This window comes from Streptomyces sp. 840.1 (assembly GCF_003751445.1).
GTDB lineage: Bacteria > Actinomycetota > Actinomycetes > Streptomycetales > Streptomycetaceae > Streptomyces.
Genome location: NZ_RJUU01000001.1, coordinates 2,118,303 through 2,131,907, shown reverse-complemented (window position 1 = coordinate 2,131,907; position 13,605 = coordinate 2,118,303). Strand labels below are relative to the sequence as shown.

Here is a 13,605-nt window from a genome sequence, read left to right as displayed (position 1 = left end):
GAGTGTCGTGGCATGCGAACCGACACTCCCTGGAGCGCCTTGCCGGCCCGGGACCACCTCCTGGCCGGCGAGGCCGATGCGGCAGGGGCCCCCGTGCTCGATGTGGTGGTACCCGTCTACAACGAGGAGAAGGACCTCGAACCGTGCGTGCTGCGGCTGCACGGCCATCTCGCACGCACCTTCCCGTACGCCTTCCGGATCACCGTCGCGGACAACGCCAGCACCGACCGGACGCCCGAGGTGGCGCGGCGGCTCGCGCGGACCCTCCCGGGGGTGCGCTCGTACCGCCTCGAGGAGAAGGGGCGTGGGCGGGCCCTGCGGACCGTCTGGTCGCACTCCGACGCCCCGGTCCTCGCCTACATGGACGTGGACCTCTCCACCGACCTGAACGCGCTGCTCCCGCTGGTCGCCCCGCTGATCTCCGGTCACTCCGACCTCGCCATCGGCTCGCGGCTGGCCCGCAGTTCGCGGGTGGTGCGGGGGACGAAGCGGGAGTTCATCTCGCGGGCGTACAACATCATCCTGCGCTCGTCGCTGGCCGCCCGGTTCAGCGACGCGCAGTGCGGGTTCAAGGCGATCCGCCGCGACGTCGCGCAGCGGCTGCTGCCGATGGTCGAGGACACCGGGTGGTTCTTCGACACCGAGCTGCTGGTGCTGGCCGAGCGGGCCGGGCTGCGCATCCACGAGGTGCCGGTCGACTGGGTCGACGACCCCGATTCGACCGTGCACCTCGTGCGGACCGCGGCCGATGACCTGAAGGGCGTCTGGCGCGTCGGGCGGGCGCTGGCCGTGGGCGCGCTGCCGCTGGACCGGCTGGCCCGGCCCTTCGGCGACGATCCGCGCGACCGGGGCATCGGCGGGGTGCCGCGCGGACTGGCCCGGCAGCTGGTCGGGTTCTGCGTGGTGGGCGCGCTGTCGACGCTCGCCTACCTGGCCCTGTACTCGCTCTTCCGGCTGGGCGTGGGACCGCAGTTGGCGAACGGCGGTGCGCTGCTGGTGTCGGCCGTCGCCAACACGGCGGCCAACCGCAGACTCACCTTCGGCGTACGGGGCCGGGGCGGGGCCGTACGCCATCAGGCGCAGGGGCTCGTCGTCTTCGCCATCGGCCTCGCGTTGACCAGCGGTTCGCTCGCCGCGCTGGGAGCGGCCGCCGGATCGCCGTCCCACTCCACCGAACTCGCCGTGCTGATCGCGGCCAACCTCGCGGCGACGGTGCTGCGCTTCCTGCTCTTCCGCGCCTGGGTCTTCCCGGACCGCGACCGGGGCGGAGACGCGGGCGGCCCGGTGCATACCCCGGCGCCCCGCCCGTCCGCCGAGCCGGCCGACGACACCCACCACGAACTGAGGAACACCCGATGACCACGCTCGACCACCTCCCGGCACCGCCCCGGGGCGCGACCGGACACGCGCGCTCGGCCCGCTCACTCCCGCAGCGCGTGTGGCGGGGGCGGCCCGAGGACCCCGGGTGGGCGCGGCCGGCCTTCCTCGGCATGCTGCTGGCCATCACGGCGGCCTACCTGTGGAACCTCAGCGCCTCCGGCTACGCCAACTCCTTCTACTCCGCCGCCGCGCAGGCCGGCAGCCAGAGCTGGAAGGCCTTCTTCTTCGGCTCGCTGGACTCGGCCAACGCCATCACCGTCGACAAGCCCCCGGCCACCCTGTGGCCGATGGCCCTGTCGGTGCGGGTGTTCGGCCTCAGCTCCTGGGCGATCCTGTTCCCGCAGGTGCTGATGGGCGCGGCGACGGCCGGGGTGCTGTACGCCTCCGTGCGGCGCCGCTTCAGCGCGGCCGCCGGGCTGATCACGATGGCGGTGTTCGCGCTGACGCCCGTCGCCGCGCTGATGTTCCGCTTCAACAACCCGGACGCGCTGCTCGCGCTGCTGATGACCGTCACCGTCTACTGCGTGCTGCGCGCGATGGAGGACGGCCGCACCAAGTGGCTGGTGTGGGCGGGTGCCGCGGTCGGTCTGGCGTTCCTGTCCAAGACCCTTCAGGCGTTCCTGATCCTGCCGCCGCTGGCCGTGCTGTACGCGGTGTTCGCGCCGGTCTCCGTACGCCGGAGGTTCGGCCAACTGGGGCTCTCCGCGCTGGCGATGCTGGTCGCGGGCGGCTGGTGGGTGGCGATCGTCGAGCTGTGGCCCGCCTCCTCACGCCCGTACATCGGCGGTTCGCAGAACAACTCGTTCCTGGAGCTGACCTTCGGCTACAACGGGCTCGGCCGGATCAACGGCGACGAGACCGGCAGCGTCGGCGGCGGGGGCGGCCCCGGCGGCGGGGCAGGCGGTCAGTGGGGCGAGACCGGCATCGGCCGGATGTTCAACTCCGAGATCGGCAGCCAGATCTCCTGGCTGCTGCCCGCCGCGCTGATCCTGCTGGTCGCGGGTGTGTGGCTGACCTGGCGGGCGAAGCGAACGGACGCGGTCCGGGCGGCGTTCCTCGCCTGGGGCAGCTCGCTGCTGATGACGGCGGGCGTGTTCAGCTTCATGGCCGGGATCTTCCACCAGTACTACACGGTGGCCCTGGTCCCCTACATCGCGGCGCTGGTCGGCATGGGCGTCACGGTCCTGTGGGAGGAGCGCTCCCGCTGGTGGGCGGGGGCCGCGCTCGCGCTGACGGTGGCGGTGACGGCGTGGTGGGCGTACGTGCTGCTGGGACGGACCCCGGACTACCTGCCGTGGCTGCGCCAGGCGGTCCTGGCCGCCGGCCTTGTGGGGGCGGTGGGCCTGGTGCTCGCGGCCCGGCTGGGGCGTCAACTGGCTCTCGTCGCCGTGGGACTCGGCTTCGCCGCGTCACTGGCCGGGCCGGTCGCGTACACCCTGAACACGCTGAACACCGGGCACCAGGGCTCGATCGTGACGGCCGGTCCGTCGGGCGGCGGGATGGGCGGATTCGGCGGTGGCGGCGGCCGCGGCGGTCCGGGCGGTGGCATGCGCCCCCCGACCGGCAACCAGCGGGGCGCGGGCATGGGGCTGCCGCCCACCGGCGGACAGCAGGGACAGGGACAGGGACAGCAGCAGGGCGGGCCCGGCGCCTCCCGACAAGGGCAGCAGCAGGGGCAGCAGCCCGGTGGCATGACCGGTATGCCCGGCGCGGGGGAACGCTTCCGGGGCGGCGGCGGTGGCATGGGCGGACTGCTCAACGGCGCCACCGTCGACGCGGCGGCCGAGAAACTGCTGACGGCGAACGCCGACGACTACACCTGGAGCGCCGCGGCCATCGGCTCGCAGAACGCCGCCAGCTACCAGCTCGCCACCGGTGACCCGGTGATGGCGATCGGCGGCTTCAACGGCAGCGACCCGTCCCCGACGCTCTCCCAGTTCAAGAAGTACGTCGAGGACGGCCGCATCCACTACTTCATCTCCGGCGGAGAGGGAGGCGGCATGGGCGGCAACAGCGGTACCTCGTCGAAGATCTCCGCCTGGGTGGCGGCCAACTTCGAGAAGGTCACCGCGGGCAGCGCCACCTTCTACGACCTGACCCGGCAGACGAGCGGCTGAGACTCAGCGCCGCAGCAACAGGTCCGCGACGACGGGGCGGTGGTCCGAGGCGAGAGTCCCGGCCACCGCCGCGCCGCGTACCCGCACGGTGTCCTTCGACACCGCCACGTAGTCGATCCGCTGCACCGGGTCCTGCGCCGGGAAGGTGGGCCCGCCCGGTTCGACGTCCGTCAGCTCCTCCCACAGCGGGGCCAGCTCCGGAGCGGCCGGGGCCGCGTTGAAGTCGCCGAGCAGGATCTGCCGCACCGGGCCCCGCTCCTGCCTCCGGTCCTCGGCCATGATCCCGCGGGTGTCGGCCACCTGGGCGATCCGGACGGACGGGTCGCCGCGGTAGTCCAGGTGCGTGGCGTAGACGTGCACGGGCAGCCCCTTCACCCGCAGCACCACCTCACCGAAGCCGGGTCCGGGGGCCGGGACCGGGTTCGGGTCCTGGGTGGAGAGCCGGGTGATGTCGTGGTTCTCGGCGCCGACCACGCGGTACCGGGACAGCACCGCGACCCCGAACTCGCGGCGCGGCGCGCCCGGCGTGGCCGGATCGAGGCTGTAGATCGGGGCGAACGAGACCCGCATGCCGAGCCGCCGGCCCAGCTCGCCCGCCAGATCCCGCCACTCGCTGCGCGCGCCCCAGTGGACGTCGACCTCCTGCAGCCCGATGACGTCCGCGTGCAGCGAGCGGAGCTCCGCCACCTGCCGGTCGAGGTCGAATACGTTGTCCATGCCCGCACCCGCATGGATGTTGTACGTGGCCACACGCAGGGGTACCGACCCCTGCGGCCCGTGCCCCGCAGCCGTCGCCGGAGGCGCGAGTGCCGCCCCCAACAGGCCTGCGGCAACCAGGACTTCCACCGTACGGCGACGCAGTGACATACCACTCCAGCCCTTGTCGGATCAGCGATCGGCACCGTACCGCGGGAAAGTCGGTTGTAGGCCGCGAAGAGCTGGCTATACGGTGTACAACAGTTTCCCTGTACACCGTATAGGGCCTCATGACCGAACGCCCGGGAGTCCGAATGACGGCGTCCGCCGCCGAGCAGAACCCCCTCACGCAGACGAGCCATCCGCAGCGCTGGCTGATCCTCGGTGTCATCTGCCTCGCCCAGCTCACCGTGGTGCTCGACAACACCGTCCTCAACATCGCGATCCCCTCCCTCACCCGGGAACTGGACGCCTCCACCGCCGACGTGCAGTGGATGATCAACGCCTACTCGCTCGTCCAGTCGGGTCTGCTGCTGACCGCCGGCAGCTCGGCCGACCGCTACGGCCGCAAGAAGATGCTGCTCGCCGGGCTCGCCCTCTTCGGCGTCGGCTCGCTGGTGGCCGGGCTCGCCCAGACCTCCGCGCAGCTGATCGCCGCACGGGCCGGCATGGGCATCGGCGGCGCCCTGCTGATGACCACGACGCTGGCCGTCGTCGTCCAGATCTTCGACGACACCGAGCGGGTGAAGGCGATCGGCGTCTGGTCGACCGTCGGTTCGCTCGGCTTCGCCGTCGGCCCGCTGATCGGCGGGGTCATGCTCGACCACTTCTGGTGGGGCGCGATCTTCCTGGTCAACATCCCGGTCGCACTCCTCGGCCTGGTGGCCGTGGCGCGGCTGGTGCCGGAGTCCAAGAGCCGCACCGGGGACCGCCCGGACCTGCTCGGCGCGCTGCTCTCCACCATCGGCATGGCCTCGGTCGTGTACGCGATCATCTCCGGACCCGGGCACGGCTGGACCTCCGGCCAGGTGCTGCTGACCGCGTTCACCGGGGTCGCCGTCCTCACCGGATTCGTGCTGTGGGAGCTGCACATCCCCTACCCCATGCTGGACATGCACTTCTTCCGGAACCAGCGGTTCGTCGGCGCGGTCGCGGGCGCGATCCTGGTCGCGTTCGGGATGGGCGGCTCGCTCTTCCTGCTCACCCAGCAGCTCCAGTTCGTCCTCGGCTACGGCCCGCTGGAGACCGGTCTGCGGACGGCTCCGCTGGCGGTGAGCGTCATCGTGCTCAACCTCGCCGGGCTGGGCGCCCGGCTGCTGCCCAGGCTCGGCACGCCCGTCACCATCGCCTCCGGCATGGGCCTGCTCGCCGCAGGCCTGGCCTCGATCGCGCTGCTCGGCGGCAGCGGGTACGGGGGCATGCTGCTCGGCCTGGTCGTGATGGGCGCGGGCATCTCGCTCGCCGCGCCCGCCATGGCCAACGCGATCATGAGCGCGATCCCGCCTGCGAGGGCGGGCGTCGGCGCCGGCGTCAACGGCACCCTCGCCGAATGCGGCAACGGCCTCGGGGTCGCGGTGCTCGGCGCGGTGCTCAACTCCCGTTTCTCCACGCTCGTCCCGACGGCCGTGGGGGCGGCCTCGCTGCCCGCGGCACTGGCCGCGGCGAGCGGGGCGGGGGAGCGGCAGCGCATCACGGACGCCTTCGCCTCGGGTCTTGAGGCGAGCCAGCTGACCGGCGCGGTGGCGGTGCTGGCGGGCGGAGTGCTGGCCGCGGTGCTGCTGCGCCGTGCGGAGCGAGGAGAATCGGCTCGGGCTGACCCGGCCGCGGCAGCGGCATAGCATCGGGCGGGACGTTGCGGACCGTACGACTCCGGTTTTTGGGCACGGAGTGGGCATGGAGTACGTATCCGGTTCGTCCCGCCGGCGAGACGAGGGAGTGCGCCATGGTGTCCGCGGCCGATCGCGTGAAGAACCCTGCCAGGACCAGTGTGTGGCTCGACGGCAGGTCACCGACGCGCAGCCGGAAGGCCGACCAGCCGGACGGTCTCGACCGGGAGAGGATCACGGCGGCGTCGGTCCGGCTGCTGGACGCCGAGGGCCTCGCCAAATTCTCCATGCGCCGCCTCGCCGCCGAGCTGAACGTGACGGCGATGTCCCTCTACTGGTACGTGGACACCAAGGACGACCTGCTGGAACTGGCCCTGGACTCGGTCTTCGCCGAGATCGCGCCCCCGCCCGCAGAAGCCGACTGGCGTGAGCGGCTGCGCGAACTGGCCACCAGCTACCGGAGCATGCTCGTCCGGCACACCTGGGCCTCCGCGCTGGCCGGGAACTACCTGAACATCGGCCCGCACTCGCTGCTCTTCTCGTACGCCATGCAGGACGCCGTCCGCGCCACCGGGCTGCCGCTCAGGCATCAGACGGGCGCGATGTCGGCGGTCTTCCAGTTCGTGTACGGATTCGGCACCATCGAGGGCCACGTCGTGCAGCGCTCGGCGGACGCGGGACTCAGCCAGGACGAGTTCTACCGGCAGGCGCTGGGCACGATCCGCACCCAGCCGCAGCTGAAGGAGCTGATGGCGGCCTCGCAGAGCCTGATCGAGGCGCGCGGCGGGGACACCGTGGAGGAGATGCGCGAGCGGGACTTCACCTTCGCCCTCGACCTGCTGATCGCCGGCATCGAGGCGATGCGCGCACGCGGCGCGAGCCCGGCCTGAATCAAGCACTACCGGTCCGTGCGACCGCCGCGACGCAGTGCGCGGGTGCACCAGCCGATGATCGCCGCGTTCGCCGCCGCCCCGAGGGCGATGGCGGTGATGAACATGGCGTTGTTGTCCGGCAGCACGAGGAACACGAGGCTGGCGGGGGCGCTGGCGAGAACCGGGATGACACCGGCCATGGACTCGTCCGAGCTGTCCATGGCGGTCACCACCAGGGCCCACACGAGCAGGACGGCACAGAGACCGAGGTAGACGAGGCCGACGACGCCGACGCGGTCGCGCAGCCGGCGCGGGACGGACCGGCCGGTATCGGTATCGGTCATGGGATCAGCTCCTTGGTACGCCTCGGTGGTCAGAGGTGGGTGCCGGGCGGGTTCGGGCGGGCGAGGCCGAGGTCGTACGCGAGGATCGTCGCCTGCACGCGGTCACGCAGGCCGAGCTTGCGGAGCAGCGCGTTCACGTGGGACTTCACGGTGCCCACGGTGATGCCGAGCCGGCCGGCGATCTCCGCGTTGGTGAGTCCGGCCGCGACCAGAGCGAGGACGCCCCGCTGGCTGCCGGTCAGGCTGTCCAGTGCGGGGTAGCTCCCGGCCGGGACCGCGGCGGGCGGCCCGGCTGCGAAGTGGCCGATGAGGCGGCGGGTCGCGGAGGGGGCCAGCACACTCTCGCCTGCCGCCACCTGCCTTATACCCTCCAGCAGTTGCGAAGCGTGTACGTCCTTGAGGAGGAAACCCGACGCCCCGGCGCGCAGCGCCTCCAGGACATACGCGTCGAGGTCGAAGGTGGTCAGAACGAGAACGCGGGGCGCGTTCTCCGGTCCGGTGATGATGCGGGTGGCGGCGATGCCGTCCAGTTCCGGCATGCGTACGTCCATGACGACCACGTCGGGGGCCAGCTCTTCGGCCAGTCGCACCGCGGCCGCGCCGTCGGCGGCCTCGCCGACGACCGTCATGTCCTCCTCGGCGTCGATCACGGCGGCGAACCCCGCCCGCACGATGCCCTGGTCGTCGGCGACCAGCACGTTGAGGCTCATCGGCTTCTCTCCTCGTTGTCCTGCACAACGGCGAGTGGCAGCCGGAGGCGGACCGTCCCCCACGGGCCGGTGGTCAGGGTGCCGCCGACCGCCGCGATCCGCGTGGTCAGCCGTTCCCGTACGGCGGAGCCGGCGGCCCGGGGCACCCCCGTGGCCGTGAGCGTCAGCGTATCGCTCTCCACATCGACTTCGAGCGTCGCGGGCTCCTCGCCGCCGGCCGTCAGCACTGTCTCGGCGGCGCGGTAGGCGGCCAGGTCGACGGCGATGGGCAGTCGTTCGGGTACCCGGTCGGTGAGCCGTATCTCGATGTCGCGTCCGGTGGCACGGAGTTGGTGGGCGAGGAGGTCGAGCGCCTGGAGGGTGGGCTGCGGCCGCAGTCCGGGCGCTGTCTCGCCGTCCCGGACGGTGTCGAGCAGGGCGCGCATCGCGGACAGGGCCTCGCGGGCGCGGGTCGCTGTCGCGTCGAGCCGGCCCGCCTCCGCATCGGTGACCATGTCGGCGGTGCGGGCCAGTACCGTCGTTTCCAGACCGGCGGCGATCCGGCGGCGTTCTGTCCATGCGTCGCGGACGGCCTCCTCGGTCCAGGCGGCGACGCGTTCGTCGTGGGCGCGGCGGTCGTGGCGCCGGCACCGGGCGCGGCGGCGTCCGGTGAGGTGAGCCGCGGTGCCCGTGAGGGCCGCGCCCACCGCGGTCCCCGCGACGACCGTCCAGACGGGAGCGGCCGTACCCCGGTGCAGAACTGCGGCGGTGGCGGCCGCGGCGTGCACCAGCACCGTGAGGAGAGTGGCCGTGACGTGGCCGCGGGCCGGTGGGGGCTCGTCGCCCCCGTACTCATGGGGGACCCGCATCGGGGCGGGGCGGGGTTTCGGTACGGCTCCGCGCCCCTTGCGGGGCGTTGCGATCCGGGTCGGTTCCATCGCGAGGGCCACGCTCGTGACCAGCAGGCTCAACGCGGGAGGGAGCAGGACCGGGCCCCCGTAGTTCCCCGCCGCCATCGCCACCGGCCACAACAGGGCCAGCCCCAGCAGCGTCCCGTACACCGTCCGCGGAGCCCTCCCCAGCCACAGCAGGGCCATCGCCTGGCCCGCAGCGAGCAGCGCGAAGAGGACACCCGCGGACGGCGTGCCGCTCGACGCGTCCTGGGACCGGATGACCAGGGTGGGGAGCAGCGGCTGCGTGACCAGGGCCATCGCCGCCACCACCTGTGCCACGCGGTAGGACCTCGGCGCGGACGGCTCCGCCGTCGTGGCCGTCCGGCCCGGCAGTTCCGCCCTGACCTCCCAACCGCCGTCGGCCGTCGGGCCGCTGTGCACCGTGCCGCCCGCTTCCCGGGCGCGGGAGCGCAGGAATCCCTGCCCGCGGCCGCTGCCGAGTCCCGCACCGTGCGCCACCGCACCGGCCGGCGAACGCGTGCTCGTGACGACGACGTCGGTGCGGGTGTCGCCGTACCGGCACAGCACCCTCGTCTGCGCGCCGGGGGCATACCGGGCCACGTTGGTCAGGGCCTCGCGCACGATGCCGTACGCCGCGTCCGCGACGGCGCCTTCCGGCAGCGGGGCGATCTCGCAGTCCACCTGCTGGTCCAGGCGCCGGAACCCCGCGACCAGGTCCAGGAGCCGCTCCTGCGGCGACGGCGCACTCCCGTGGGAAGGGGACGGCGCTCGTACCGCACCGAGTGCGCGGGTGACCTCGCTGCCGGTCTCGACCGCGAACTCCAGTGCCTGCCCGGCGAGCTCGGGACGGCGGTCGCGCAACCCGAGGGCCGCCCCCGCCGTGACCACCACGGCTGTCAGATGGTGGGCGCTCACGTCGTGCAGCTCCCGCTCCATGCGGCGCTGCTCGGCCGAGGGAAGCCGATGGCGCTCGAACTCGGCCCGTTTCAGTAGCTGTTCGGCCGCCCGCCGTGCGCGATGGGTTCGCCGCACGAGCAGCCCGGCGCCGCACACGGCGGCGTACAGCAGGGCGGTCAGGACGACGTCCAGCCCGTTACGGTCGCTGAGTCCGTGCAGGCTGATCCCCTGCAGGAGCTGCCAGGCGGCAAGCGCCACGACGCACGTCACGGCGGTGAAGGCGTCGGTTCCGGTCGCCACGGTGAACAGTGCCAGCGCGACACCCGCGGTCCCGAGCACCGCCGTCGCCCCGGCGGGCAGCGGCCCGGCGCCCAGCGCGCAGGCGGCGGCGACGACGACCGGGGTGACCACCGGGCGGCTACGCCGCAGGACGAGCGCGGCCGTCACCACACCGGCGACCATGGCCGCCGCGAGAAGAGCGGACGCGGGCGGCACGTCTCCGCGCAGCAGCGGCGCCCCGGGCCACACCACGGCCTGGGCGCAGAGCAGCAGGACCGGAAGCAGCCGGTCGTCGGTTCGGTTCATGTCGGATCAAGGCTATGACCGCAGGCGCGGGGCCCGCCTCCGGCTGGAGGCGGATGACGGCCTCTTACCTGGGTTGGAGAGCCTCTGCCTGTGGTTCGACGCGCCAGTCGTCCTGGAGCGCGAGGACGACGCGGTTGTCCCGGTCATAGGCTCGATCACATCGAGAACGCGGTCGGCCACCGCTTCTGCGACTTCTTCCAGGACCGTCCCTGCCGGCGGTGTTTCCACGCTCTTGCACGCATCCAGTCCAGCTTTCCCGCGCCATCAGGCGCACTCAGGAGGGTCTCCCATGTCCAAGCGCATTCTCTTTTCCTCGCTCATCGCCGCGGTCGCCCTCGGCGCAACGGCCTACGGCAGCCTCGCCCTGGCCTCGACCCCCACGGAGCCGGCCCTGGAACACGGATCGGCTCGCTATACGGCTCCGTCCGGCAGCAGCGCGGGCTCGTTCACCTACACCGTGGACGTACGCGACGAATCGGGTATCCGCAGCCTCAAGGTTCTGGCATGGCCCGCGAGTTCGCACCTCGACCCGACCGAGGCGGAGCTCGGCCCGGCGGAGAGGGCGAAGTGCCGGAGCACATCGGAGGGGAGCGCCCGCTGCGTCTACACCCTGAAGGTGACGAAGCGGGAGGCCGACCTGAACAAGGGCACCTGGCACCTCTCGGCCCTGGCGACGGCCGAGGACGGGGGCACGACGTTCGTGCCCCGCGCCGCCACGTTCGACATCACACGCTGACCCGCGCGGGAAGTGTCGGTCGGTGAGGCGGTCTGCCGGAAGCACCTTCCGGCAGACCGTTCCCGGTACGCAGGCGGCTTCTTCCGGGGCGGCAGCGGATCAGTAACCGTGCGCCGGGTCCACCGCGAGCGCCGGGACGCGGCCCGCCGTGAGGTCGCGCAGGCACGCCGCGAAGTCCGTGACGATGTCCTCGTCCGCCGTGATGCCCGCCGAGTGCGAGGTGACCACCGTCCGGGGCAGCCGCCAGCAGCGGTCGCCCGGTCCCGCAGGCTCGTCCGCCAGCACGTCGAGCACCGCCCGCCCCACCGTCCCCGCGTGCAGCGCTCCCTCCAGCGCCGCCAGGTCCACGGTCGCGCCCCGGCCCACGTTGATGAACGAGGCGCCGCCCATGGCCGCGAACCGCTCGGCGCCGAAGTACCCGGCCGTCGTCCCGGTCAGCGGAAGGGCGGCGACCACCCAGCGGGCGTCCACCGGCTCGTCCGGCCCGGCCAGCGCGTCGAAGCCGGGCGGCAGCTCGCGCGGGGTGCGCGCCACGCCCACCGTCCGGATGCCACAGCCCCGCAGCAGCGCGGCGACGGCCGAGCCGATCCGGCCGGTGCCGTGGATCAACGCGGTCTGCCCGGAGGCGAGTTCGGAGGGGATGCGGCGCCACTCGGCCCGCCCGTGCTGTGCGGCGAACTCCGGTACGGACTGGCAGTCGGCCAGCACCCAGGCCAGCACGTACTGCGCGATCCGCTCGCCCATCCGCCCCACTGTCCGGGTGAGCAGCGCCCCGGGCGGCCACGGTCCGGCGTCCAGCAGGGCGTCGGTACCGGCGTTCACGCTGTGGAACCAGAGCAGCCCGTCCCCGCGCAGGGCCTCGGGCAGGGTGGCGCCCACGTACACGTAGGGCTCCTGCGGTACGCCGCCGTCCCGCTCCACCGGCCGGCCCGCGATCCGCTCCAGCGAGCGGGCCACGGGCGCGGCGAGGCCGGGCGCGGCCAGCAGCCTTGCCCGTGCGAGGAGTTCGGTACTGACCGGGGGCGTGTTCACCGGGCGGCCCCGGCGCCCCCGGTCGCCCGGCCGGGCCTGCCCTCAGCCACCGGATGCCAGGTGGGCCGGGAAGCCGCCCGTCGCCACCGGGCTCCAGCGCTCGGGGGTGATCCTGATGATGGACTTGCCCTGCTTGAGCATCGCCGCCCGGTACTCGTCCCAGTCGGGGTGCTCGCCCGAGATGTTGCGGAAGTACTCGACGAGCGGCTCGACCGAATCCGGTGAGTCGATCACCTCGGCCGAGCCGTCGATCTGTACCCAGGGCCCGTTCCACTCGTCGGACAGCACGATCAGGCTGACCCGCTCGTCCCGCTTGGCGTTGCGGGTCTTGGCCCGTTCGGGGTACGTCGAGACGACGATCCGGCCGGCGTCGTCGACGCCGCAGGTGAGCGGGGAGCCCTGGGGGCGGCCGTCGGACCGGGTGGTCAGCAGGATCGCCCGGTGCCGGGGCCGTACGAACGCCAGCAGTTCATCGAGTTCCACGGCGGTGTTGGTCGCGATGTTGGATGCCATGGAACAGACCCTACGACCGTGCGGGTCAGGCCGTCGGAACGGAATCGCCCTGCACGGCCTGGATGTCGAGCTCCACGCGCAGGGTCGTGCCGATCGCGGAGATGCCCGCCTGGATCACCTGGTTGTAGTTCATGGCGAAGTCCTCGCGGCGCAGCTCGGCCGTGGCCCGGAAGGCCGCGCGCACGCCGCCCCACGGGTCGGGGCCGGTGCCGAGGTAGCTCAGGTCGAGGTCGACGGAGCGCGCGACGCCGTGCAGTGTGAGCTCGCCGTGCACGGTCCACCGGTCGGGTCCGGCCGGGGTCAGCCCGCTGGAGCGGTAGGTGATCTCCGGGAAGCGGTCCGTGTCGAGGAAGTCCGGGGACCGCAGGTGCTTGTCCCGCATGCCGTTGCCGGTGTCGATACTGGGCGCGCTGATGACCGCGTCCACCCGGGAGCGCTGCACGTCCTCGGCGATCTCGATCCGGCCGCCGAAGTCGGTGAACCGGCCGTGCACGCTGGAGATGCCCAGGTGCTGGGCGACCGCGCCCACCGAGGAGTGCGCCGGGTCCAGCGACCAGACGCCCGGCGGCGGCAGCTCCACACCACCCTGGCGGGCCAGTACCACCGTGCCGGCCTCGACCCGGCCGCTCGCCGTGACGAGGGCGGTGGATGCGGCGGGGGCGTACCCGACCGCGGTGACGATGACCGTGTAGGCGCCGGCGGGCAGCCGGGCGTCGGCCCGTACGGCCCCGTCCTCGTCGGCGGCGGCCCGCAGCACCTGCGTACCGGTCATGTCGGTGACCGTCACGACCGCGTGCTGGACGGCCCAGCCGTCCCGCGTCCGTACCTGTGCGCGAAGTCCCATCCCGTTTTCTCTCCTTGCGTCCTTGCTCAATGGCCCATCCGCTCCCGGTACGGGTCACTCAATGAGTCGGGCCCCGGGGCGGACGCGGCAGGCCGTCCCCTGCCTGCCGTCCCCGCACCGGGGCCCATTTCCACCGGCCCTGACAGCCTCTCCGCTCGAA

12 protein-coding genes are annotated in these 13,605 nt (G+C 72.8%); 5 read left to right on the top strand and 7 right to left on the bottom strand.

The features are described from left to right. The first annotated feature begins 12 nt into the window (after positions 1-12). On the top strand, positions 13-1,359 hold the full coding sequence (locus EDD93_RS09755) for a bifunctional glycosyltransferase family 2/GtrA family protein (RefSeq protein WP_123524774.1): 1,347 nt from the start codon (positions 13-15) through the stop codon (positions 1,357-1,359). Further along, entirely contained in the window at positions 1,356-3,497 is a 2,142-nt protein-coding gene (locus EDD93_RS09750; protein WP_123524773.1) for a glycosyltransferase family 39 protein, read from the top strand. The genes EDD93_RS09755 and EDD93_RS09750 overlap by 4 nt, the downstream gene beginning before the upstream one ends. Positions 3,498-3,500: 3 nt before the next feature. On the opposite strand, the gene EDD93_RS09745 is transcribed toward EDD93_RS09750, so the two are convergent. Continuing rightward, the gene (locus EDD93_RS09745; protein WP_123524772.1) at positions 3,501-4,364 is read right to left on the bottom strand and encodes an endonuclease/exonuclease/phosphatase family protein; all 864 of its coding nucleotides are present in this window, start codon (positions 4,362-4,364) and stop codon (positions 3,501-3,503) included. 143 nt (positions 4,365-4,507) lie between these two features. Between EDD93_RS09745 and EDD93_RS09740 the strand changes: the two genes are divergently transcribed. Together EDD93_RS09740 and EDD93_RS09735 are read left to right on the top strand one after the other, a co-directional pair. Further along, on the top strand, positions 4,508-6,031 hold the full coding sequence (locus EDD93_RS09740; protein ID WP_123524771.1) for an MFS transporter: 1,524 nt from the start codon (positions 4,508-4,510) through the stop codon (positions 6,029-6,031). A gap of 104 nt (positions 6,032-6,135) precedes the next feature. Beyond that, positions 6,136-6,909, top strand: a complete 774-nt coding sequence (locus EDD93_RS09735; RefSeq protein WP_123524770.1) for a TetR/AcrR family transcriptional regulator — start codon at positions 6,136-6,138, stop codon at positions 6,907-6,909. Between the two features lie 8 nt (positions 6,910-6,917). Here EDD93_RS09735 and EDD93_RS09730 read toward each other — a convergent pair whose 3' ends face one another. From EDD93_RS09730 to EDD93_RS09720, 3 genes are read right to left on the bottom strand one after another with little or no spacing between them, the layout of a single operon-like run. After that, a complete protein-coding gene (locus EDD93_RS09730) occupies positions 6,918-7,235 on the bottom strand; it encodes an SCO4225 family membrane protein (RefSeq protein ID WP_123524769.1) in 318 nt (105 codons plus the stop codon). 29 nt (positions 7,236-7,264) lie between these two features. Then, on the bottom strand, positions 7,265-7,945 hold the full coding sequence (locus EDD93_RS09725) for a response regulator transcription factor (RefSeq protein WP_123524768.1): 681 nt from the start codon (positions 7,943-7,945) through the stop codon (positions 7,265-7,267). Then, complete coding sequence (locus tag EDD93_RS09720; RefSeq protein WP_123524767.1) at positions 7,942-10,320, bottom strand: histidine kinase; 2,379 nt, start codon at positions 10,318-10,320, stop codon at positions 7,942-7,944. Before EDD93_RS09720 ends, EDD93_RS09725 begins: the two co-directional genes overlap by 4 nt. A 289-nt stretch (positions 10,321-10,609) precedes the next feature. Between EDD93_RS09720 and EDD93_RS09715 the strand changes: the two genes are divergently transcribed. Next, positions 10,610-11,056: a DUF5707 domain-containing protein gene (locus EDD93_RS09715; RefSeq protein WP_123524766.1), complete on the top strand. Its 447-nt coding sequence runs from the start codon at positions 10,610-10,612 to the stop codon at positions 11,054-11,056. Positions 11,057-11,155: 99 nt separating this feature from the next. On the opposite strand, the gene EDD93_RS09710 is transcribed toward EDD93_RS09715, so the two are convergent. The 3 genes from EDD93_RS09710 to EDD93_RS09700 are packed head-to-tail and all read right to left on the bottom strand — an operon-like array spanning position 11,156 to position 13,445. Continuing rightward, on the bottom strand, positions 11,156-12,088 hold the full coding sequence (locus tag EDD93_RS09710; RefSeq protein ID WP_123524765.1) for an NAD(P)-dependent oxidoreductase: 933 nt from the start codon (positions 12,086-12,088) through the stop codon (positions 11,156-11,158). Between the two features lie 42 nt (positions 12,089-12,130). Next, positions 12,131-12,601: a PPOX class F420-dependent oxidoreductase gene (locus EDD93_RS09705; RefSeq protein WP_123524764.1), complete on the bottom strand. Its 471-nt coding sequence runs from the start codon at positions 12,599-12,601 to the stop codon at positions 12,131-12,133. 25 nt (positions 12,602-12,626) lie between these two features. Then, the gene (locus EDD93_RS09700; RefSeq protein WP_123524763.1) at positions 12,627-13,445 is read right to left on the bottom strand and encodes a YceI family protein; all 819 of its coding nucleotides are present in this window, start codon (positions 13,443-13,445) and stop codon (positions 12,627-12,629) included. Positions 13,446-13,605 lie beyond the last annotated feature (160 nt).

Excerpts from the sequence above, each read along its gene's own strand:
- EDD93_RS09755 (WP_123524774.1), top strand. The coding sequence starts at position 13 with ATGCGAACCGACACTCCCTGGAGCGCCTTGCCGGCCCGGGACCACCTC.
- EDD93_RS09750 (WP_123524773.1), top strand. The coding sequence starts at position 1,356 with ATGACCACGCTCGACCACCTCCCGGCACCGCCCCGGGGCGCGACCGGA.
- EDD93_RS09745 (WP_123524772.1), bottom strand. The coding sequence starts at position 4,364 with ATGTCACTGCGTCGCCGTACGGTGGAAGTCCTGGTTGCCGCAGGCCTG.
- EDD93_RS09740 (WP_123524771.1), top strand. The coding sequence starts at position 4,508 with ATGACGGCGTCCGCCGCCGAGCAGAACCCCCTCACGCAGACGAGCCAT.
- EDD93_RS09735 (WP_123524770.1), top strand. The coding sequence starts at position 6,136 with ATGGTGTCCGCGGCCGATCGCGTGAAGAACCCTGCCAGGACCAGTGTG.
- EDD93_RS09730 (WP_123524769.1), bottom strand. The coding sequence starts at position 7,235 with ATGACCGATACCGATACCGGCCGGTCCGTCCCGCGCCGGCTGCGCGAC.
- EDD93_RS09725 (WP_123524768.1), bottom strand. The coding sequence starts at position 7,945 with ATGAGCCTCAACGTGCTGGTCGCCGACGACCAGGGCATCGTGCGGGCG.
- EDD93_RS09720 (WP_123524767.1), bottom strand. The coding sequence starts at position 10,320 with ATGAACCGAACCGACGACCGGCTGCTTCCGGTCCTGCTGCTCTGCGCC.
- EDD93_RS09715 (WP_123524766.1), top strand. The coding sequence starts at position 10,610 with ATGTCCAAGCGCATTCTCTTTTCCTCGCTCATCGCCGCGGTCGCCCTC.
- EDD93_RS09705 (WP_123524764.1), bottom strand. The coding sequence starts at position 12,601 with ATGGCATCCAACATCGCGACCAACACCGCCGTGGAACTCGATGAACTG.
- EDD93_RS09700 (WP_123524763.1), bottom strand. The coding sequence starts at position 13,445 with ATGGGACTTCGCGCACAGGTACGGACGCGGGACGGCTGGGCCGTCCAG.